The organism is Pseudomonadota bacterium (genome assembly GCA_041395565.1).
GTDB lineage: Bacteria > Pseudomonadota > Gammaproteobacteria > UBA9214 > UBA9214 > UBA9214.
In genome coordinates, this window is sequence record JAWLAI010000007.1 from 122839 (window position 1) to 143013 (window position 20175).

General features: G+C 62.7%; 20 protein-coding genes. 12 read left to right on the top strand and 8 right to left on the bottom strand.

Annotated features, from left to right (window positions below):
- Positions 1-78 precede the first annotated feature (78 nt).
- Positions 79-567: a hypothetical protein gene (locus R3F42_12390; GenBank protein ID MEZ5542823.1), complete on the top strand. Its 489-nt coding sequence runs from the start codon at positions 79-81 to the stop codon at positions 565-567.
- Positions 568-668: 101 nt separating this feature from the next.
- On the top strand, positions 669-1016 hold the full coding sequence (locus R3F42_12395) for a GFA family protein (protein MEZ5542824.1): 348 nt from the start codon (positions 669-671) through the stop codon (positions 1014-1016).
- Positions 1017-1115: 99 nt separating this feature from the next.
- On the opposite strand, the gene R3F42_12400 is transcribed toward R3F42_12395, so the two are convergent.
- Positions 1116-1568, bottom strand: a complete 453-nt coding sequence (locus R3F42_12400) for a CBS domain-containing protein (protein MEZ5542825.1) — start codon at positions 1566-1568, stop codon at positions 1116-1118.
- Positions 1569-1783: 215 nt separating this feature from the next.
- Between R3F42_12400 and R3F42_12405 the strand changes: the two genes are divergently transcribed.
- Together R3F42_12405 and R3F42_12410 are read left to right on the top strand one after the other, a co-directional pair.
- Positions 1784-2770: an aldo/keto reductase gene (locus R3F42_12405; GenBank protein MEZ5542826.1), complete on the top strand. Its 987-nt coding sequence runs from the start codon at positions 1784-1786 to the stop codon at positions 2768-2770.
- Between the two features lie 203 nt (positions 2771-2973).
- The gene (locus R3F42_12410) at positions 2974-3345 is read left to right on the top strand and encodes a hypothetical protein (GenBank protein MEZ5542827.1); all 372 of its coding nucleotides are present in this window, start codon (positions 2974-2976) and stop codon (positions 3343-3345) included.
- Positions 3346-3411: 66 nt separating this feature from the next.
- Here the strand turns inward: R3F42_12410 and msrA are convergent, their stop codons facing one another.
- Both msrA and R3F42_12420 read right to left on the bottom strand, forming a co-directional pair.
- Positions 3412-4614: a peptide-methionine (S)-S-oxide reductase MsrA gene (gene msrA, locus R3F42_12415; protein MEZ5542828.1), complete on the bottom strand. Its 1203-nt coding sequence runs from the start codon at positions 4612-4614 to the stop codon at positions 3412-3414.
- Between the two features lie 335 nt (positions 4615-4949).
- Positions 4950-8528, bottom strand: a complete 3579-nt coding sequence (locus tag R3F42_12420; protein MEZ5542829.1) for an EAL domain-containing protein — start codon at positions 8526-8528, stop codon at positions 4950-4952.
- Positions 8529-8945: 417 nt separating this feature from the next.
- Between R3F42_12420 and R3F42_12425 the strand changes: the two genes are divergently transcribed.
- The 4 genes from R3F42_12425 to R3F42_12440 all read left to right on the top strand — a co-directional run bounded on the left by R3F42_12425 (position 8946) and on the right by R3F42_12440 (position 12202).
- On the top strand, positions 8946-9221 hold the full coding sequence (locus tag R3F42_12425) for a septal ring lytic transglycosylase RlpA family protein (protein ID MEZ5542830.1): 276 nt from the start codon (positions 8946-8948) through the stop codon (positions 9219-9221).
- 893 nt (positions 9222-10114) lie between these two features.
- A complete protein-coding gene (locus tag R3F42_12430; GenBank protein ID MEZ5542831.1) occupies positions 10115-10588 on the top strand; it encodes a universal stress protein in 474 nt (157 codons plus the stop codon).
- Between the two features lie 149 nt (positions 10589-10737).
- The gene (locus R3F42_12435; protein ID MEZ5542832.1) at positions 10738-11364 is read left to right on the top strand and encodes a hypothetical protein; all 627 of its coding nucleotides are present in this window, start codon (positions 10738-10740) and stop codon (positions 11362-11364) included.
- Positions 11365-11467: 103 nt separating this feature from the next.
- Positions 11468-12202, top strand: coding sequence for a sulfite exporter TauE/SafE family protein (locus tag R3F42_12440; protein ID MEZ5542833.1), 735 nt, complete (start codon positions 11468-11470; stop codon positions 12200-12202).
- Positions 12203-12271: 69 nt separating this feature from the next.
- Here the strand turns inward: R3F42_12440 and R3F42_12445 are convergent, their stop codons facing one another.
- Both R3F42_12445 and R3F42_12450 read right to left on the bottom strand, forming a co-directional pair.
- Positions 12272-13489 carry a transglycosylase SLT domain-containing protein gene (locus R3F42_12445; protein MEZ5542834.1) on the bottom strand — a complete coding sequence of 406 codons (1218 nt, stop codon included), beginning with the start codon at positions 13487-13489 and terminating at the stop codon, positions 12272-12274.
- Positions 13490-14073: 584 nt separating this feature from the next.
- Positions 14074-14445, bottom strand: a complete 372-nt coding sequence (locus R3F42_12450; GenBank protein MEZ5542835.1) for a hypothetical protein — start codon at positions 14443-14445, stop codon at positions 14074-14076.
- 531 nt (positions 14446-14976) lie between these two features.
- Between R3F42_12450 and R3F42_12455 the strand changes: the two genes are divergently transcribed.
- From R3F42_12455 to R3F42_12465, 3 genes are all read left to right on the top strand, one after another.
- Positions 14977-15603 (top strand): hypothetical protein, encoded by a 627-nt coding sequence (locus tag R3F42_12455; GenBank protein MEZ5542836.1) that lies wholly within the window; start codon positions 14977-14979, stop codon positions 15601-15603.
- 23 nt (positions 15604-15626) lie between these two features.
- Positions 15627-16289: a hypothetical protein gene (locus tag R3F42_12460; protein ID MEZ5542837.1), complete on the top strand. Its 663-nt coding sequence runs from the start codon at positions 15627-15629 to the stop codon at positions 16287-16289.
- A 174-nt stretch (positions 16290-16463) separates the two neighbouring features.
- Positions 16464-17993 (top strand): PAS domain S-box protein, encoded by a 1530-nt coding sequence (locus R3F42_12465; GenBank protein ID MEZ5542838.1) that lies wholly within the window; start codon positions 16464-16466, stop codon positions 17991-17993.
- A 66-nt stretch (positions 17994-18059) separates the two neighbouring features.
- Here R3F42_12465 and R3F42_12470 read toward each other — a convergent pair whose 3' ends face one another.
- Entirely contained in the window at positions 18060-18239 is a 180-nt protein-coding gene (locus R3F42_12470; protein ID MEZ5542839.1) for a zf-TFIIB domain-containing protein, read from the bottom strand.
- 311 nt (positions 18240-18550) lie between these two features.
- A complete protein-coding gene (locus R3F42_12475) occupies positions 18551-18763 on the bottom strand; it encodes a hypothetical protein (GenBank protein MEZ5542840.1) in 213 nt (70 codons plus the stop codon).
- Between the two features lie 232 nt (positions 18764-18995).
- Here R3F42_12475 and R3F42_12480 point away from each other — a divergent pair, with 232 nt between their 5' ends.
- The gene (locus tag R3F42_12480; protein MEZ5542841.1) at positions 18996-19550 is read left to right on the top strand and encodes a hypothetical protein; all 555 of its coding nucleotides are present in this window, start codon (positions 18996-18998) and stop codon (positions 19548-19550) included.
- Positions 19551-19712: 162 nt separating this feature from the next.
- Here the strand turns inward: R3F42_12480 and R3F42_12485 are convergent, their stop codons facing one another.
- Positions 19713-20117, bottom strand: a complete 405-nt coding sequence (locus R3F42_12485) for a hypothetical protein (protein ID MEZ5542842.1) — start codon at positions 20115-20117, stop codon at positions 19713-19715.
- Positions 20118-20175 lie beyond the last annotated feature (58 nt).

Below are 20175 nucleotides of genomic sequence, written 5' to 3' on the forward strand. Positions count from 1 at the left end.
AGGGAACAGAAGTGTTATATCCTCACAGGAACAATCCGAATCTATATATAACCACTCCGCCCCCAACCTGAAACCGATATGGCAGGCACCCAAATGCGCAAGAAATTTATCGGGATAGATCAGAAACAGCATGACGATTCCGCCCCGCAATGGCTCGACATCGAGAAGCTTGCGATCGTCGAGCTCAGCTCTGAAGACGACGCTTTCCGCATCGAATCCGCACTGCTGCCTGATAACGGCACGGGATGGCGCGCCGCGGAACCCGGGGAACAAATCATCAGGCTGCGCTTCGACAACCCGCAGAGACTCCAATGGATCAGACTCAAATTCGAGGAGTCCGAGATGGAACGGACGCAAGAATTTGTCTTGCGTTGGTCTGAAGACAATGGCCAATCGTACCAGGAAGTCATAAGACAACAATGGAACTTCAACCCCGCTGGCGCAACCACTGAGGTTGAGAATTATCGTTTGAATCTTAAGGCTGTCACTGTGCTCGAATTGCACATCAATCCGGACATCAGCGGGAGAAGAGCATTTGCATCTTTACAGGAGTTCCGGCTTGCCTGACGCGTAAAGGGGATGGAGGATATTTATTCGGAAAAATAAGAAGACAAAGCGCCCTGACACCGGCCTCGCCTGCTTTTCACGACAGTAAAAGGAGCATCCACATGAAGTACAAAGGTAGTTGTCATTGCGGACAGGTCGCCTTTGAAGTCGATGGCGACCTTACACAGGTCGCTGACTGTAACTGCTCCATTTGCTCCCGGATGGGGTCGCTCCACTGGTTTGTCCCGCGGGATCATCTACAGCTGTTAACGCCGGAAGAGAACCTCGCCACGTACACCTTCGGAGCGGGCACGATCAAGCACCATTTCTGCCCCCAATGCGGCATTCATCCATTCGGGGAAGGCGTGGATCCCTCGGGAAATCGCATGGCTGCTGTCAATGCGCGCTGCCTGGAGGGTGTGGAACTCTCGTCCCTCCCAGTCAAACACCTCGATGGACGATCCTTGTAGACACTGCAAGGCCGAACCCCTGCGTCAACCTGGGTAAACTGGTGTCAGCGCACAATTTTCACGGAAATGAGAGGATAATGCGCTCTGACACCCGCTTTGCTAGTCCCTGGACACGTGGGCATGAAAGATGGCCTTGTGCACATCGCCCAGACTCATTACGCCGACCAGCCGGCCTTCGCCGTCTGTGACCGGAATGCGGCGGAAGCGGTGACTGGTCATCTTGGCCGCGGCCTTCAGCACGTGCTGATCCGGTGAAACGGAAACGGGATTCTTCACCATCATGTCGCCGACACGACGCTCCATGGAATCGGAGTAATTCGAGGTCATGCGCTCGATTTCCAGGGCCGCGTCACCGGACATGATGTCTTCCACGGTCGGAAACAGGTTCCTCAGCAGGTCCATCTCGGAGATGTTGCCCACCAGCTTGCCGTCTGCGTCGACCACCGGAAGCGCGGGGATACGGTATAGGCACATGATCGATGCCACCTCCTGCAGCCTGGTATCCGGGGATACCGTTCTCGGATTGCGGGTCATGATATCGCTGACTAACATGAAGTCCTCCCATTCAGTTTCTTGCAAACCTGGTCTTGATCGCCATTGTGCTTGTTCGCGGACAGCAGAGCACATGGAGAATTATCGGCTCAATAATATACTTATTATGGCGGGCCGAGGGTATATATTTGGAAATGAGAGACAATTGTTCAATGACCCCGGTTTCCGTATCCCTGCACTGAACCGGCCATTGCATGTTTGCGGAGACAACACCCATGCAGAAAAGACGACTAGGCAAAACCGGGCGGAAATTACCAGTGCTTGGCCTCGGCTGCATGGGCCTCTCGGAGTTTTACGGCCCACCCGTGCAGCAGGGCGCTGCGATCAAGCTGCTGCACGAAGCGATGGAACTGGGCATCGAGCACTTCGACACGGCAGAAATGTACGGGATAGGCAGCGCGAACGAGACACTGCTTGGAGCTGCGTTCGCCGACCGCCGCGACCGCGTATTCATAGCCACCAAGTTCGGGCCGATTCGAGATTTTAAGACTGGCGAGTTCATTGGCCTCGACGGGTCGGCAGAAAACTGCCGGCGTGCCGTAGAAGGTTCACTGCAACGCCTGCGCACCGATGTTATCGATTTGTATTACTTGCATCGTGTCGATTCAGCCAGACCGATCGAGGAAACGGTGACCGCGATGGCCGAGCTGGTGGCAGAAGGCAAGGTGCGCGCCATCGGTTTGTCCGAGGCATCCGGCGATACCATCCGCCGCGCAGCCAAGATTCACCCGATTTCGGCTGTGCAATCGGAGTATTCGATCTTCAGTCGGGATATCGAGACTGATGTCATCCCCGCCTGTCTTGAGGTCGGCGCATCGCTGGTGGCTTACTCGCCGCTCGGCAGAGGCATGCTGACGGGACGTTTCAAGACCGAGACGCTGGGTGCAGGCGACTGGCGGCTGACGACACCGCGTTTCCAAGGTGCGGCCTATTCCGCCAACGTGGCACTCGTTGACGAGATCGAGGCGGTAGCCTCGGCCAGGTCATGCACTCCGGCCCAGGTCGCGCTCGCCTGGGTCATCGGCCGCGGCGAATTCATATTGGCACTTACGGGAACGACGAAACTGGAAAATCTCAAATCGAATCTCGGCGCCTACGATGTGGAGCTGTCCAGTACAGAGCTGAAGACCCTGGATGCGCTGGCGGACCGTGTCATGGGCGACCGCTACGACGAGTGGGGTATGGCAAGCATAAACGGCTGAACCGTACCCTCGTGGCGGCTAACGATGGCTGCAACACTGAACAACGGGGACGGAGGATATAGATCTGCACCCTGCCCCGCTCCGGAAATCGTGATGGTCCGGCGGTTTTGATTGACGCCACGGCCGGCTAATGGGATAAGAGTACAGACGGTCAGTGTCCGCTTCAGCTTGCGGTATACATTCAAATCAGAGGACGACAAAAAGTGCACAACACAAAATCAGTAGTCAGGACGACCCTGGTGGCGATCGGCTTGGCTTGCGCCGGAACCGCCTACCCGTTCGACATGGGCAACATGATGAATCCATCGAAATGGATGGGCGGCGACAAGGACAGGGACCGGTATGACGACTACGGCTGGCCGGGTTACGGCTACGGCGGCTACCCCGGCTTCGGCTACGGCGGCTATCCCGGCTTCGGTTACGGTGGTTACCCTGGCTACGGTTACGGTGGTTACCCCGGCTACGGTTACGGCGGCTATCCAGGCTATGGCGGTTACCCGGCCTATGGCGGCGCCGCCACGGTCGTGGTCCCTTCAACCGGCACCGACACCAAGGAAGATCTGCGCCCTCAATAGATTAATCGGTGTCAGAGCGCATTTTCTGCGAATTTCGGTAGCAGATGCGCTCTGACACCAGATCGCTCAGTCCTGGCGCGGCCTGAATTCCAGCACCGTGGCATTGATGCAATAGCGCGGCTTGCCGTCAGGCCCGTCGTCGAACACGTGTCCCAGGTGGATACCGCTGCTCTGCGACAGCACCTCGGTGCGCTGCATGCCGAAGCTGTCGTCCGGCCGCTCGACGGTGGCGCCCTCGACCGGCCGGGTGAAGGAAAGCCAGCCGCTGCCGGAGTTGAAGCGGTCGCGCGTGTCGAACAGCGGCGCACCACTGAGCTTGTCGATGAAGACCCCGTCCGGCGTATTCTTGAACTCGTCGTACTGGCGACAGAAGCGGCTGTCCGTGCCCTGGGCGAATGCCACCTTGTAGGCTTCGCTGTCGCCCAACTTGAAATAGCCGAGTGCCTGGTAGAACTCCGCGGCGGTCATGTAACCCTGGTGGCCGAAGACCTCCTTGCCGTCTTCCAGGAAATAGATGGTGGGTGTGGCCCAGGTCGGTGTCTTCAGGGTCAGTCCGTCCAGCTGCGTGGCCAGGCGGAACGTCAGGGGGATGCTGCCCCGGTACTTGCTGCTGACGTCCTGCTTGAACCGCTCGCAGAAGGGGCAGTGCTCGGCTTCCAGCACCACGATCTGACGGCTGGAGAGCAGCGCGCTGTTGTCGGTCGGGCGCGCGGCTGACTTTTCGAAGGTCACGCCGGTCGCGTGATTCGGGCAATAGCCGTTGGGGTGTTTCTTCAGGTAGTCCTGGTGATAATCCTCGGCCGGATGAAACGCCTGCAGCGGCTTGATCTCGGTCACGATCGGACCGTACCCCGCGGCCGTCAACAGGGCCTGGTACTGGTCGCGGGTACGCAGCGCCTCCTCGTGCTGCTGCTCATCCGTGTAGAGGATGATGGAACGGTACTGGGTGCCGACATCGTTGCCCTGGCGATCCTTCTGTGTCGGGTCGTGATGCTCGAAGAAGTGCCGCAGCAGGGCCTGCGTGCTGAGCATCCCGGTGTTGTAACGCACTTCGACCACCTCGGCGTAGTTGTCAGGATCGAACTTGTGCTCGCTCCGGGTGATTTCCCGGTAGACCGGCTCGACATTGCGGCCGTCGGCATAACCGGACACCGCGTCGATCACACCCGGTAAGGCCTCATAGCCCTTTTCCGCGCCCCAGAAACACCCGGAACCCAGCACCAGCGTCTGCACGTGGAGGCTGGCCGACTGGCCGTCCTGGTCCGGCATTGCGGCTAGCGACGGTGCCGTTACAGGCAACAGCGCGACCAACAGGGCGAAGAGTGTTTTCGGTTGCATGGTGGTGTTCTCCTGGATGTTGGGAAGGCGAGACCTGCCCGTTGTCACTAGAGAGTCTGCTGCGCCGGTAAAGTTCGCGCTACAGCGCAAATGTGATCATTTCGTGATAATTGGATCCCGCGCCACGGATTTCGGTGCAACGGTTGCGGTTTGCGTCTATCGGGCCGTCACTGCCTGGGAGCGATGGTTGTTGCCGCCGATTTCCAGAGCGGTGCACCCGAGCCACCCTGTCCTTGGGTGGCCGGTCATACAGACGCCACGTGCGGTCAGTGCTTGCCGGGCTCCATCACCAGCCCGTTACGTCCATAGCGCAGGATCATCGGGAGGGATTCCGCGGGGACGGGTCTGCTGAACAGGAAACCCTGGCAACTGTCGCAACCGCGCTCCTGCAGGAAGCGCAAGTGCGCCTCCTGCTCCACTCCCTCGGCCAGCGACTCCAGCTTCAGGGTCCTCGCCATGCTGATGATGATAGCTGCGATCTCCGCGGCCGCCGGGCTGGTGGATATGTCCCTGACGAAACTCCGGTCGATCTTGAGCTTGTCGATCGGAAAATCCTTCAGGTAGGAAAGCGAGGAATAGCCGGTCCCGAAATCATCGATGGCAATCCGTACGCCAAGATGCTTGAGCTCCGTGAGCTTTGCCACGGCAGCCGCACCCTGCTCCATGATCGCACTCTCCGTTATTTCCAGCTCGAGGCAGGATGGATTCAGGCCGGTTTCGATCAGGCACGCGGCGATACGATCTTGGATATCGGGTTGCTTGAACTGGGTCGGCGAGAGGTTGACCGCCAGTGTTTCCAATGCGAGTCCTGCATCCTGCCATGCCTTCATCTGGCGACACGCACTGCGCAGCACCCAGTCTCCCAGCTGCAGGATCATACCCGTCTCCTCGGCAAGCCGGATGAATGTACCCGGGTAGATCAGTTTATCTTCCTGCGGATCCTGCCAGCGCAGCAGGGCCTCGACTCCGAGGCAGCGCGAGTCCGCAACGGATACCAGTGGCTGATAATGAAGAATGAATTCATTCTTGCTCATGGCACGCCGCAGCCTGGCCTCGAGTTCGAGCCGCGCCTCGACCCGCCGGGTCATGGACTCGGTATAGAGATGATAATTGTCGCAGCCGTGCTCCTTGACCTGATACATCGCCGTATCCGCGTTGCGGATCAGCTGCTCCGCATCGGTACCGTCATCCGGATAGATGCTGATGCCGACGCTGACGCCGACATAAACCTCACGTCCGCAACTGAGATCAATGGGCTCGTGAATCAGCCTGATCAGTTTTTGCGCGATATCGACGGCTTCCCGCACATCCTGCAGTGTCTCCAGCAACACCACGAACTCGTCTCCACCGAGGCGTGCGAGCGTATCGGACTTGCGCAGGCAATGCCGCAGCCGTCCGGCGACAATCTGCAGCAATTCGTCACCGGCCAGGTGACCGAGGCTGTCATTGACGTGCTTGAAGCGATCCAGGTCGAGAAACAGCACGCCCAGCATCCGGCTTTCCCGCTGCGCCTGCTCGATGGCGTGTTCAAGGCGTGATCGCAACAGCAGCCGGTTGGGAAGGTCGGTCAGGGCATCATAATGCGCCAGGCGCTCGAGCTGCTGCTCCGCCTGCTTGACCTGACTGATATCGCTGAACACACCGACATAGTTCAGGATCTCGCCCGCTTCATCACGCACCGCGCTGAGCGTCAGCCACTCCGGATATAACTCCCCGCTTTTGCGCCGGTTCCAGATCTCGCCCTGCCAGTAGCCACAGGTATCGATCGATTTCCACATCTGCTGGTAGAACGGCAGATCGTGGCGCTGCGAATGGAGCATTCTTGGTGTCTGACCGATCGCCTCCGCCTCCGTATAACCGGTGATTTCGGTAAACGAGGGATTGATACTCAAAATATTCTGTTCCAGATCGGTGATCATGACGGCATCATGCGTACTCTTTATCACCGCGGACGACAAGCGCAGGCTGTCCTCATTGCGCTTGCGCCTGACGAAACCGGCGAGAATGTCGGTGACGGATGAAAGAAACTGCTCCTTCAGCGGGTCACGGCAGAACCCGTGTGGGAGGTAGAGCACCATGACTCCCAGCACTTCACCATCCGAGATGAGCGGCATATTGTAATGCCCATGATCCACCATCCCGGGAAAGGTGATTTCATGGCGCTCGTCCACACACTGGGAGAACTGTATCTGGCGGGTCGCGGCCGCCCGCCCGCAATGGCATTTGCCCAATGGCACCCTCGCGCACAGCGACATGATTTCCTGCGACAGGTCGCGGGAGACCGCCATCCGCATGGCCTGACGGTTTTCCTCCATGAGGAAGATGCCGCCCTTGGGCAGGATGGAAAGCCACGAAATCGACAGCAGTTGCTGAAGACAGTAATCAAGCGTTTTCTCCAGCGGCCCGCCCCTCAGGACGACTTCCAGCATCCCGCGCAGCGTGGCCTGCTGCTCCCTGTCCCAGCTCATCAGTTCTGCCGCGGCCCGGTGCTCGGAGATATCGATAATCGCACCCAGCATGCAGACCGGCATGCCCTGCGGGTCGGTCACCATGTTTGCCGCCAGCTGGGCGACGAATGTCGACCCGTCATCGCGCACCGCGATGAGGTCGCCGCGCGCCGAGCCCTGCTCATGCAGTTGCTGTACGATTTCCAGCGCCTGTTCCGGCGGCTGGCAAAATTCGGTAATGGACCTGCCAAGCACCGCTTCCTCATCCCGGTAACCCCAGAGATTCAGAAAGGCCTGGTTGACGTAGGTCAGCTTGCCATCGAGCGCGGCCATCGCGATCGCGTTGATGGAGGTCGACAGGGCGCGCTCCTTGATCCGGAGCATGTCCTCCGCCGCCTGTCGTCGCGCTTCCGCGTCGATGATATCGAGCGCGAAGCCGATATTCTGCGACAGCCGGACCAGCAGTGCGATCTCCTCGGTATCAAAGAAATCCGTAGTCTCTGAATACATCGACAACGCACCCTTCAACTCCCCGCCCAGATGCAGCGGAAAGGCGGCCGAGGCACGGTAGCCCATGCGTGCAGCCTGTTCGCGCCAGGGCACCATGCGCGGGTCGTTCGCAATATCGTTGCAGATCTGGTACGTACCTTCGCGCAATGCCTCGCCGGTCGGCCCTCTCCCCCGGGTGGAATCATTCGTCACGATATGCATGTGGTCGAGATAATCACCGACCAAGCCGCTGTGGGCTACGGGCCGGATTTCCTGACTTTCGGCGTCAATCACTCCAACCCAAGCCATGCGAAATCCGCCGAGCTCCACCACGATCCTGCAGGCCTCGCTGAACAGGGTGTTTGCATCATGGCAGCGCATGATGAATTCGTTGATTGCATTGAGTACCACATACAGACGGTTCAGTCGCTGCACCTGCAGTTCCGCCTGCCGCCAGCGGCTGGCATCCTTGACGATCACGATCAGCGCCGGTTGCCCGGCGTAGGTTGTCGGCGCGAGCTGCAGATCGAGAGGCAAGTGGCCGCGATCATCATGCGCGCCCCAGAATTCCAGTGACTGCGCCCTGCCTGCCAGCGCCCGCCTGAAGCGCCTGACCATGGTCAGCGGATCATTCATCCCTGCCGCGGTGACTGCTTCGTAGCTCCTGCCGATAAAGAAATCCCGTGGACGGCCGTACATTGCAGCAGCCGAATCGTTCACGTCCAGGAAGAGGCCACTACCATCCAGGATGCAGATGGCATCCGAAAAACTGTTGAACAGTTCGTGGTAATCAGGGTGTGGCGCACTGCCGCCAGGCACTGCCGGCGCGGTCGATGGATCAGCCGGAATATCCGTGTCAGGACACGTCGCCACAGCCGGGGCGCCGGTCTTCTTCCCTGCTTCTTGCATACGCCCCCCGGTCTGGCTGTTGCCCTGCCGATCCTTCCCTAGTAAAGGTATATCGCCGGGTACATAGGGATTTTTTAGGGCCGGCTGCAGGAGCGGCACGAACCGGTTGCCAGCGACGGCGAGCGGGCAGGTACCCGGCCGCCGCAGAGCCGCCCGCCGCCCGCACCTGGAAATGGCCTCAACATTATGTAATAAAACACTTTTACTAGAATATTTGCGGCGGATTTGCGCCATGAACATTCGAGAAAATTGGTCTATGCCCCCGTTATGTTCGTTCGTATGATGGAGACCCGGCGTCTGCAACAGGTCCACGCAGCACTCGCACTCCTCCTGCTGGGCGTCGTGTTCCTGGCCGGATGCGCAGGGCCTGCGGGACAACGGCCGCCCCCCGGCGCGGACGGATACCGGGAAACGGGCATGGCCTCCTATTACGCCCGGAAATTCCAGTCCCGGAAAACCGCCAGCGGCGAACGCCTGGACAACCAGGCCATGACAGCGGCGCACCGGAGCCTGCCATTCGGGACCGAGCTCATGGTGAGGAACCTCGCCAACGGCAAAACCGTCAGGGTCAGGATCAATGACAGGGGACCGTTCGTGCGCGGACGGATCATCGACCTGACCCGCGCCGCCTTTGCCCGCATCGCCAGCCTGGACCAGGGTGTCGCGCAAGTCGAAATCAGGGTGGTGCACTAGCCGTCGCTCCTGCAAGAACGCGCATCGGCACGGCCACCGGCAACAACCTGTCGGACCCGGATGCACCCTGGCATCCACGCCGGCATGGTCTATACTCAGGCAACTGCCGGATAATCTGTCGCCGATCAGATTGACCATCCGGCAGGCTGAAGCCGGCGCGCTGTCAACCGAGGGTGGCAACGGGTGCGGGCTGCAGCGAAACCCTCGTTGGGTCCTGCCCGACAGCTTGGCGGATGAACGGTGTCCCCACGACTGGACAAGACACAGAATGACTCGGCTACGGCGGCCTTCGGGCCGCCGTTCTATTTTTTGCGGCACGTACCGTGCCGGCAGTCCAGGACCATAGCCACGACCGTTTACCGACACCTGCGCAGCAACGGGTGCCGTGCGGCCTCGCGCAGTGTTTCGGTGCTGAACAATGCAGTGCGGAGCGCACGGAACCGGCACTGACGGGTAGGTAAAAATACGAATAGCATCCTGCACGCACTCCGCTTACCGTAGGCATCCGCGCACGGATAGCACCGGCGCACAGGCTCCACAAAGCGGCTGGAGATGAACCTACCGTGAATCTCCCGGCACCGTAAAAACACCAGCGCAAGAGAGATCGAGCAATGTGCAGGAACTATTCCAGGGAAATGCGCTCTCAACCCCAGACCTGCGGATGCCCGTCTAGCGGCAGGAACAACGCAGCGGCAGCGTTCCGGGCCAGGGCAGTAAGACAGTAAATCCGGATTTCATAATATTCTCAAACACGAAACCGCGACATGAGCCACGGAATACGATTGTCATACTGTTTTAATCTGACGTTGCCATACTTGCGTTTGACCCAACCGACCTGAACGAACAGCATCGCCAGAACAGACCGGATGCGGCGATGACGGATGAGACCTGACATGAAAATACTTTACGTCCTGGACGACGACCCGAGCGGATTGCACACCCTCGAGCACGTCGTCACCGAGGCAAGACAATGCCTGGCTGATCTGGTATTGCTGGATGTGATCGATACCCGTCCTGGCGGTGACACCCAATTGAGCAAGCCGCAGCCCTCCCAGCAGAAGAATTCCCTGTTACGGGAACGGCTGGCACGGCTCGAGTCGTTCGTCCTGATGAACGGCTGCGATGCCGAAGCACTGCGCGCCCGCGTCCTGTTCGGCGAGCGTACCCACGAGATCGCCCGCACGGCCGCGGAAGGCGATTTCGACCTGGTGATCAAGCACCCGGAACCCGGAACGACGGACCGGTTGCTGACACAACATTGCCCCTGCCCGGTCCTGCTCTGTGCAGCGCCCTCGCAACTGACGGCAGACACCATCCTGGACGCACTCTCGCCCCCGTTACCGCGCCAGGACAAGGCGGTCGCCTGATCACCCAGGCGTGGCCGGCGTCTGCCGGCCCACGCCGCCCCGCCGCAGGCGCGCGCCTGCGTGGCCCGCCCCCGGTTTCAAGGTACAATCGGCCGTGCCCGACCGGGTCTTCCCGGTCGCATTCGTAACCTCAGCGTAGGGCGGCCACCATGATGAGGCAAAACGCACCCGCAGCGCCGCCGCCTCGTGCCGGCGCCCTGCCCGGCCTCGCCGTGACGTTACTCGCACTACTGCCGCTGCTTTGCGCCTGCGACAGTTTCACCGCCATCCCGCAGCCCGCCCCCACGGGCAATGCGGCACGCGATGATGCCTACCGCGTACTGCATACGCTGCTCCGCGACGAGCGATACATCAAGGCGCTGCGCATCATCAAGGACACCATTACCTTCCAGGCATCGACCGCTGCCACGGCCTCCCTGATCGACGACATCGCCACGCTGTCGTCGAGGAGCCTGGACCAGATCGACAAGCTTGCGGCCCTGGATCCCGCGATCGACCTCGGCGCAGCGACGGCCGACCGCTTTGGCAGTAAGATTCTCGATGCCCTGCGCGTCGCCACCGCCAGGGACCTGATCACCGCATCGCGTGAAGATTTCGAGGTCAATCTGGTCGTGAGCCAGACCCAGGCGCTGCGCGTGATCAGCCAGCTGCTCGAGGAACTTCAGGCGCTGGATACGAACCACCGCCGCCAGACCTGGCTCGCCGATCTCGCCGCGAAGTACGAGGCACTCTACCGGCGCGCCGTGGCACGCCTGGCCGTGGCGGGGAAATCATAGCCGGGCCGGACGCCGCGCCGGCGTGCCCGCCGGGGCCCGGCCCTCTTTCGCTTTTGCCGCTTTGATTGTTTAATGCGTCGTCTTTCCAGCACACCGGTCAGCCATGCCCGATCATTACCTCGCCGCCGCCGGCATCCTCCTGGGCGCCTACTTCATTCGCGGCATCACGGGCTTCGGCTCCGGCCTGATCGCCATCCCGCTGCTCGCCCATTTCCTGCCGCTGTCGTTCGTCGTACCGATGATGCTGGTGCTGGATCTCGTGGCCTCGCTCGCGCTCATGGGGCATGCACGGCTGCAGGTGCACTGGAACGAGATCCGCGACCTGATGCCCCCGGCGTGCGCCGGCATGCTGATCGGCGCGGTGCTGCTGGTCAAGTTGCCGCGCGAACCGCTGCTGATCGGACTGGCGGTGTTCGTGATTTTCTTCGGCCTGCGCTACCTGTTCAACGTCCACGGCGAGCGGCCGGTCAGCCGCTGGTGGGCGCTGCCGACGGGCCTGAGCGGCGGCCTCATCGGGGCGATGTTCGGCACCGGCGGTCCGCCGTACGTGGTCTACCTCACGCACCGGCTGCACGACAAATCGCGCCTGCGCGGCACGCTCTCGGGCCTGTTCATGTTCGAGGGCGCCCTGCGCCTGGCGACGTTCCTGTTCCTGGGCCTGTTCGCGCAGGCGCGCATGCTGGAGGCGATCCTGCTGGCGTTGCCGTTGACCGGGCTCGGACTGCTGCTGGGCCACCGGGTCCACACCGGCATCACGCGCCGTCAGCAACTCGCGCTCATCGGCGTACTCCTGATCGTCAGCGGCGCCTCGCTGCTGTGGAAGGTGCGGGTTCAGTAGCCGGGCGGCGCAAGGCGGGCAAGCCAGGATAGACCGGACTGCTCCTTCCGGATGCGGCGCCGGTGTGCGCTAGACGTCGCTGACATCCCCGCCCGCCACCGTCACGGGCACCATCAGCAGTCTGCCCGCGACGATGTGCGTGCTGTCCAGCTGGTTGAGCCTGCGCAGATGGGAAACCGTTGTCTGGCTGTTGACAGCGATGGCGCTCAAGGTGTCGCCCGGACGGATCCGGTACTCGACCGACTGCACGCGCTGGTCGTCGGGCAACTGCGCGAGCCGTTCGCGGAAGCGCTGCGCACTGGCGCTGGGCACGAGCAGCCGGTGCGCGCCGCCGGGCGGCGTCACCGACCGGGTGAGCGCCGGGTTGAGACGCTGCAGTTCCTCCAGCGTGGTTCCGCTCAGCCGGGCGGCGACCTGCAGATCGAGCGGGCCGCCGGTGTCGACCACAGTGAAAAAGCGGTCATCCGCCAACGCGGGCAGCGTGATCCGGTGCGCCGCGGGGTCGGCGATGAGCGCGCAGACAGCGAGGAGTTTCGGCACGTAGTTGCGGGTTTCCGCAGGCAGCGGCAGGTGCCAGAAGTCGGTCGGTTTGCCGGCGTCGCGATTAAGGCGGATGAGCCGGTCGACCCGCGCGCTGCCGGCGTTGTAGGCGGCCAGGGCCAGCAGCCAGTCGCCGTTGTAGCGCCGGTGGAGCGCGCTCAGATATGTCAGCGCGGCCTCGGTGGCCGCGACGATGTCCCGGCGACCGTCGAACCACCAATCCCGACGCAAGCCGTATTCGGCGGCGGTCTCGGGCATGAACTGCCAGATACCGCTGGCACCCGCTGGCGAACGCGCAAAGGGATCGAAGGCACTCTCGATGGCCGGCAGCAGCGCGAGTTCCGCCGGCAGTCCATGCGCCTCGACGCGGTCGAGCACGTAGTAGAGGTACGGCTCGCCGCGCTGCAGGATCTGCCGGAAGTGCCAGGCGTGTTTGCGGAACGTCTCGAGATGCGACCGCACGGCGTTGTGGGACTGATCCGTGAAGACGAATCCCGTGCGCAGCCGCTGCCAGATGTCGCCGGCGCCGGCGTGTTCGGGTGTGGAGTCATCCGGCTGACCATTTGCTGCGGCAGCCTGGGATGTCGTGGTGTCGGGCAGTGAGTGGGTGAAGGCGGGTATCAAGACGGACGGGTGCGCAAGGTGGAAAGCGGGCACCGGTATATCCGGCGCGACTTCCAGGCTCGCGGTCAGTGTCGTCGCAGCCATGGCGAGCGCAGGGATCCAGAACGCATTTGCTATTGTCATTGTCGCGTTGCTCCAGCACGTTTATTGTCGTTTCACATTGCCCTCACTGGCATTCAGCAGTCATCTGCGCCGCAGACATTGCGGGCGTGGGCGGGATATCACGCCCCGTTTGACTATAGATGCTATCCCTCGGATTCGCAGCGGTGAATTGTACTTACGGTCTAGGCCGCCGCCGCGCAGCCAGCACCGACACGATTTGACGTTAAATTGGCGCAACGCAATGCAGGCAACGGGAATATGCTGAGTGAACTGTCCAACAAACCCGCGTGGCCGCGGCCGGCATGACAGTTTATTGCCGTACATGGACCAGCGTCGGTAACAAACCCGTCAGCGCGGGGTCAAGCATTGCTCAAGGCGCGTTTCACGGCATTCCGTGTGCGTAATGTGACGCCGCTGCTGCGCCACGGCAGCCGCCGCCTGCCGTGCGACCGGACAGCCGGCAACAGCACCAGCAGACCGCCGCCGAACAGCCAGGCGGCTGGTGGCAGGGGAACATCATCCGGCGGCGTGACGATAACCGTGGCAGCGCTGTAACGGACCTCGGCGTAATCCTGCAACGACGCATCCAGCCAGGGACCGCCCGGTCAGGTCACGACTTCGACAACAGTCGGGTCGGGCGCGACAGCGAGCGTAACAAATTCAAGCTGCGCGAACACGAAGTCCGGCCCGATCGGCGGCGCATTCGGCAGACTTGTCGCGGTGATGTCGAGACGGCCCGGCACCAGGTTGATGGCCGTCACGCGCAGCCCGCTGCTCGTACTGACGCTGAAAGCGGCGTTGATTCGGCTGAATCCCGGCAACAACACATCGGTATCCCACAGCACCGAGAGACTGCCACCGGTAACCAGCGCATCGAATCCGGCGCCGTTGACCGCGAGTGAGAATATTTCACCCACGATGAGCCGTAACGGCGACGGCGTCAGACTGATCGCCGCCGCATGCGACGGACCGGACATGCCGCAACACAGCATGGCCAGTAATAACCCTGTCAACCTGCATCTCATTGTTAGTATCCTGTCGTTGTCATGTACCCGCAGGCAGCTACAGCAACCCGACGGGCTTACGTACCGCATTGGAGCATGGATCGGGGTCTCAGCCACCTCTACGGAAGTTCGATGTCCGCGCCACCGGCCAATACCGGATTACTAATCCATTCGTACTAGAACCGCGCTCGGAAATCCGCATGGAGGCTACGCCCTGCCGAGCAGCCTCCGTACGCACGCCGCCGCCCTGCCCCGCGAAGCCGGCAGTGGACAGCGACCGGCCGATTCGTGATAGATTAGAGGTTATACGAGGTTTCAGTGCCACCCGACTGAATAGTCTGGCAATTGCCAGCAATCCAGTCGCGGTGCCAGCACCGGCGGCAGCTCAGGTCTGGCTTTCCCTCGCATACGGCGGGCCGGTCCGAATGGATCACGGCTGACAACGCCCGCTAGCGCGGCAAGCGCGCCGCACACATTCAAATAACTGACATCAGGGAGTCTTCCATGGCCTTGCTCCGCATCGCGTTTATCCTTGCCCTCGTCAACCTGGCGGGTTGTTCCTTCGTCGCGACATATAACCCCGACTTCGGCGGCGAGCCACCCGCGGTCGATGCACCGCTGACCGGCAAGGCATTGATCTACACTACGCGGGAGGAAACCGGGTATACCTTCAGCGGCAACCCCACGAGTTTCACCGGCGGCGGCACCAACCTGAGCATCGAGCTCGGTGAAATCACCTACCGCCTTGCGGTCAAGGCCTTCGGCAGCATTTTCACGCAGGGTGCCGAACATGCCGAATCGCTGGACGACGCCGGCAGCTATACGATCGTGGTCAAACCCAGGGTGACCAAGTACTCGTACGCGTACAACCAGCTCAAGAACATCGGCTTCGCCATTACCCCGCAGGTCGATCTCGACGTCGAGGTGCGGGTCCTCGACGCCGCGGGCAACAGCGTCCTCGACAAAACCTATTCGTCCGGCATCAGGGACGGCAAATCCTACATGATGAGCGGCGCTCCCGGCGAAAAGATCAGCGCGGTCACCCACCAGACCATCGCGGAACTGCTGAACCAGGCCGCGCAGGAGACCTATACGGCACTCAGGGCAAGCCGGGCTGCCGGCCTGCAATAGCACCAACCCCGCAGGCGCGCGTCATGACAGTAGCAAGTCACGCCATCACACTGCTCGCGCTCGCGGGATGCATCCTGCTCACCGGGTGCGCCGCCATCGTCAGCGGCACGGAGCAGACCGTCACCGTGGAGACGCCGGGCTGCACGGGCGCCAGGTGCAAGCTCGTCAATGAGAAGGGTGTCTGGTACGTGACCAGCACCCCCGGATCGGTCACCGTGCACCGTGCCGCCGGCGCGCTCACGGTGACCTGCACGAAGGAAGGCATGAAATCCGACAGTGTCGATGCCGCGGAGTCCGTCACCAAGGGCATTGCGTTCGGCAACATCCTGCTCGGCGGTATCATCGGCGCGGGCGTGGACGTCGGCACCGGCGCCGCCTACGAGTATCCGCAGGTCATCTCGATCCCGATGGACTGCAGTGTCATCGACGCGTCGACGGACAGCACCGGGAACACCGTTCCCGCAGCAGCCGGCGGAACGCAAGCACCGGAAAGCGCAATGGAGGTACGTCCCGCCGACGCCGACGAGTGCATGACGCTGCAACGCCGGATCGAGGCCGCCCACGATGACGCGTTCACCCGGGAAGTGCTGGAGAGCAATTACCGGCGCCGCTGCGGCACCTGGCCGCCAACACCGAACGCGACGGCACCGGCCGCCGCGCCCGCCGCCGACGCGGACCCGGAGTGACGACTGGCGCTAAAGGTATCTTGCTGCAATACTGGCAGGGTAGCGTCCCGGCGCAATCCCAGAGCCACGTCATGGAGTCACCGCGCAGCGCCTGATCCACGCTCAGCTGTTTCCTGATCAGAACTCGGCGCCGAGCAGTGTCATGCGGAGGCGACTCCCGCGGGGGGCCAGTTCATGCATGCGAACGGCAACCATGTCACGCCCGACCGGCCCCGTGCCGCGCGGTTTCCCGGACGTCAGTTCCTGCTGCTCTCCCTGCCCGTCATCGTCGTCATCCTGGCACTCGCCGGCACCGTCGCGAACATGCGCATCGGCGCGGAAGTCGAGCGGATTGCGGCAGCCGAGCGCAGCGACCTGCGCCTGCTCGGCAGCAATGTGACTGCTGACGTTTCCCTGTCGCTGTTCCAGCTGCGCGCCCTGAGCCAGGAAACGGCAGCCGGCAAGATCCTGGACGCGGACCCGCAGCACGCGACGGATGCGTTCCAAACCATGTTCCTGACCATCGCCAGCCGCAATCCCATATACACGCAGATCCGCTGGGTCGACGCGACCGGACACGAACGGGTGCGCGTCGTGCGTGACAGGCAGCGCGTTTACGCAGTGGCTGCCGATGCGCTGCAGGATGTCAGCAACAGGGACTATTACCGCCAGGCGGCCGCCCTGCTCGCGGGCGAGGTCTACGTTTCCCGCTTCGACCCGGCCCCGGCCGCGGACCCGGACGATCGCGCCGCGCGTGCCGTCGTCCACATCGCGACCCCGCTTGCGGACGGCGCGGGAGCGAACCGTGGCATCCTGCTCATCGATGTCGCCATGCGGCACCTGCTCGAGGCGCTGCACAGCGTCAGCGAGGTGAACACGGATACCACCTATGCGCTGATCAACCAGCAGGGCGCCTGGCAGACCGTGGCGGCCCGCTCGGCCACGGACGGCTTGCGCCATACGCCCGGCATGCGCTTTGCCGATGCCTATCCCGCCCTGTGGCAACAGCTCCAGCAGGCACCGCAAGGCACCGTCATGCGGGCAGACGGTCTCTGGATGTGGGAACAGCTCGCCCCGGAGGAAGCGGTACGCCGCGTGGTGCTGGCCGATGCCGGCAACAGCGCCGACATGCCGGTCATCAATTCCAGCGATCTTTCCCTGCTGCTGCTGGCGCACAAACCGGCCCGGATGCTCGCCGACCTGCGCCGTGACAACTATCTCTACCTGCTGCTCGCGGCGATGCTGCTGATCATCGCCTACACCTGGGGCCTGCTGCTGCTACTGCGCAGCCACGTCCAGGAAAAGCAGTCACACCTGGCGATCGCCCATGCCCATGCCCAGGCGGTGCACATGGAGCGCCTCAAGGAACTGGAGGAGCGCTTCCACCTGCTGGTGGAGGCAAGCAGCGTCGGCATGGTGGTGGTCGACGCCGCGGGCAAGATCGTGCTGAGCAACCCGGCGGCGGAGTCGATGCTGGGTTACGGCAAGGGCGAGCTGACGGGACGTTCCGTGGACAGCCTGCTGAATCCGGAACAGCGCGGGCCGCATGCACGCCTGCGCGCGGAGTATCTGCGCCGTCCCGAGGTACGCCGGATGGGCGTAGGCCGCAAGCTCGAGGCGCTGACGGCCGATGGCCGCAGGATCCCGGTCGAGGTGGGCCTGAATCCGTACACGGATCACGGCAGGCAGCTCGTGCTCGCCAGCATCATCGGCAGCTCGAAATGACCGGGCTGCACCGCCCGTCATGAGCGGAACCGGCCGGGAGCGGGTCCGGCCGCCGGTGAACGACGCTCAATCCAGCCCGAACAGCCGGCGATAGAACCGGAAGCGGCCTTCCTGCTTGCCCATCAGCAGGGTCTCCAGCTCGCCCTCGTCGAAATACAGGCCGTTGCAGACCGTGCAGCGATCGACCTCGATACCCTCTAGATGCTCCTCCCGCATGTCGCTGCCGCCGCACTTGGGGCACTTCATCCAGATGCGTCTTGCGGCGCTGCTCGCGTTCCGCCGCTGCATGCTCGTGCTGATAGGCCTCCAGGCGCTGCTGTTGCTGCAGGCGCGCCTGTTCCAGCAGATGGCGTTCGTTCTCCAGAAACCACTGGTTTTCCTGGGTGTCCGCTTGCTTCGAGACCATACGACCTCCGGGTGCTGGTGTCAGGGGTTAGGCAGTGAAGGTTACTGGCCGGCCGCGGTGGATACAACCGCTGACGACACGGCTGCGGCAGGACCGCTGCCCTGCCGATCCAGCAGCAGGCGAGCCACTGCGGTCGGGCCACCGCGGGGCATCAATCGCGGCTGTGCAGGTCCGGAGCTTGCCGATCCCGGTTCAGGAGGCGATGCACCAGCTGCCGCCGGATGGCCGCGCGCCGCATGAACTCGAAGTAGCGGCGCGCCTGCGCGCGTGCCTCGATCTGCCTGCTGCGTCTGGTGAATTCATCCCGGCCGAGGATGACGGCGCTGCGCTGTGCGCCTGCCCCGGTATTGTCTGTATCTTTCATGGCGACCGCCCTGCCTGGGGCTTGGAATTATTGTTATTGGATAGCCTAGCATGCCCGCACGCGGGCGCAAGACTGACACCCGCACACCGGCCGCTGCCGCGGCAATGCCCGGGGTACGTGGCCCGTTACGGCCGCGCCCGGCCGGGGCGATGGTAGCGTCAACGGCGACATCGATTACAATAGCCCACGCGCTCCCTCGACCGGTCCGGCGCGATCACTGAAGGTAAACCGCATGATTTCCAGACTGACCATCGTCCTGCCGGTTGCGCTCGTCTGCGGCTGCTCCGCCAACCTCGACGCGGAATGCACGGACTTCTTCGGTCGCGTCAACACGGCTCTCGATGCCGTCGCCGCGGCAGACTCGAGCGAGTCACGCACGGCGCGCCTACGGGACCTGGAGTCATTTTCAGCCGAACTCGAATCCCTGCAGCAACGCGCCGCGCAACGGCTCAGCGAGAAGATTGCGTCCGGAGAACTCTGCTCGGAGCTGGCGCCGCGCGGCACGGAATGCGATGAAAGACTCGTCTTCGATGACCTCAACCAGCGCAAGGTCGTGGCACTCAACGGTTTCATCACGCGCTGGCAGGAGCTGGGCGTACGGCGCACGGCGACTGCCGCCCCGGCACCGGTGCCGCTACCGGCTTCCGGAGACGACGGGCAGCCCGCGCCGGGCATGCCGGCGCAGGCAATGGAGGATGCAGTCGCCTCGGCACTGCAACGCCCGAATACCAGGCTGCTCGACGGCATGTTGGAACTGATGTTCATCTGCAACAACACGCTACGCTGAACTAGCGGCCGGGTCGTCGCGGCGTCACGCCCTGCTGCACACCCGCAGCTGACGCAGACCAGCCCCGTTGAGCGGCCGACGCTACAGATCCCGAGCGCGGACGATCGACAACGGCCGTCGCGCACCCGTCCTCGCGCAACATGCCCCATAGACAATGCCGCATCACCGCGCGCAGAGCGGCTTGTCCTCCCGGCATTCCGCGGCATCGACCACGGACTGCACGAAGGCCTGCAGCTCGACCAGGTCCAGGCATGCGTGCAGCCGGTTCGCCAGCGCGGGCGTGATGCGTACCATGCCCACCGTGCCGTCGCCACGCTGGAACTGGATGCCGACCAGATGCACGGCATCCGGCGAGTCGTCCGCCGCATCGGCCAGCCGGGCGCTTTCGTCCAGCAGCAGGTCGTACTGCGCATCGATCCGCTCCTGCGTGAGGTCGTCGATGTCCTCGTCGACCAGCACCAGCAGCGCCTCGCCGTCACCGGCGGTCCGGCAGTCGATGCCATTGTGCTCCAGCCAGGCGACGAAGCGGTCCCTGAGCGGTTCCGCAAACAGTACGTATTCGAGCATGTTGTGAGCCCTGTCGGTTGAACAATGCGGGAGTGGCGAGTCTGTCGCTTTTACCGGC

Coding starts and splice junctions, on each gene's coding strand:
- R3F42_12390 (MEZ5542823.1), top strand. CDS start 79: ATGGCAGGCACCCAAATGCGCAAGAAATTTATCGGGATAGATCAGAAA.
- R3F42_12395 (MEZ5542824.1), top strand. CDS start 669: ATGAAGTACAAAGGTAGTTGTCATTGCGGACAGGTCGCCTTTGAAGTC.
- R3F42_12400 (MEZ5542825.1), bottom strand. CDS start 1,568: ATGTTAGTCAGCGATATCATGACCCGCAATCCGAGAACGGTATCCCCG.
- R3F42_12405 (MEZ5542826.1), top strand. CDS start 1,784: ATGCAGAAAAGACGACTAGGCAAAACCGGGCGGAAATTACCAGTGCTT.
- msrA (MEZ5542828.1), bottom strand. CDS start 4,614: ATGCCGGACCAGGACGGCCAGTCGGCCAGCCTCCACGTGCAGACGCTG.
- R3F42_12420 (MEZ5542829.1), bottom strand. CDS start 8,528: ATGCAAGAAGCAGGGAAGAAGACCGGCGCCCCGGCTGTGGCGACGTGT.
- R3F42_12425 (MEZ5542830.1), top strand. CDS start 8,946: ATGGCCTCCTATTACGCCCGGAAATTCCAGTCCCGGAAAACCGCCAGC.
- R3F42_12430 (MEZ5542831.1), top strand. CDS start 10,115: ATGAAAATACTTTACGTCCTGGACGACGACCCGAGCGGATTGCACACC.
- R3F42_12435 (MEZ5542832.1), top strand. CDS start 10,738: ATGATGAGGCAAAACGCACCCGCAGCGCCGCCGCCTCGTGCCGGCGCC.
- R3F42_12440 (MEZ5542833.1), top strand. CDS start 11,468: ATGCCCGATCATTACCTCGCCGCCGCCGGCATCCTCCTGGGCGCCTAC.
- R3F42_12445 (MEZ5542834.1), bottom strand. CDS start 13,489: ATGACAATAGCAAATGCGTTCTGGATCCCTGCGCTCGCCATGGCTGCG.
- R3F42_12450 (MEZ5542835.1), bottom strand. CDS start 14,445: ATGTCCGGTCCGTCGCATGCGGCGGCGATCAGTCTGACGCCGTCGCCG.
- R3F42_12455 (MEZ5542836.1), top strand. CDS start 14,977: ATGGCCTTGCTCCGCATCGCGTTTATCCTTGCCCTCGTCAACCTGGCG.
- R3F42_12460 (MEZ5542837.1), top strand. CDS start 15,627: ATGACAGTAGCAAGTCACGCCATCACACTGCTCGCGCTCGCGGGATGC.
- R3F42_12465 (MEZ5542838.1), top strand. CDS start 16,464: ATGCATGCGAACGGCAACCATGTCACGCCCGACCGGCCCCGTGCCGCG.
- R3F42_12470 (MEZ5542839.1), bottom strand. CDS start 18,239: ATGAAGTGCCCCAAGTGCGGCGGCAGCGACATGCGGGAGGAGCATCTA.
- R3F42_12475 (MEZ5542840.1), bottom strand. CDS start 18,763: ATGAAAGATACAGACAATACCGGGGCAGGCGCACAGCGCAGCGCCGTC.
- R3F42_12480 (MEZ5542841.1), top strand. CDS start 18,996: ATGATTTCCAGACTGACCATCGTCCTGCCGGTTGCGCTCGTCTGCGGC.
- R3F42_12485 (MEZ5542842.1), bottom strand. CDS start 20,117: ATGCTCGAATACGTACTGTTTGCGGAACCGCTCAGGGACCGCTTCGTC.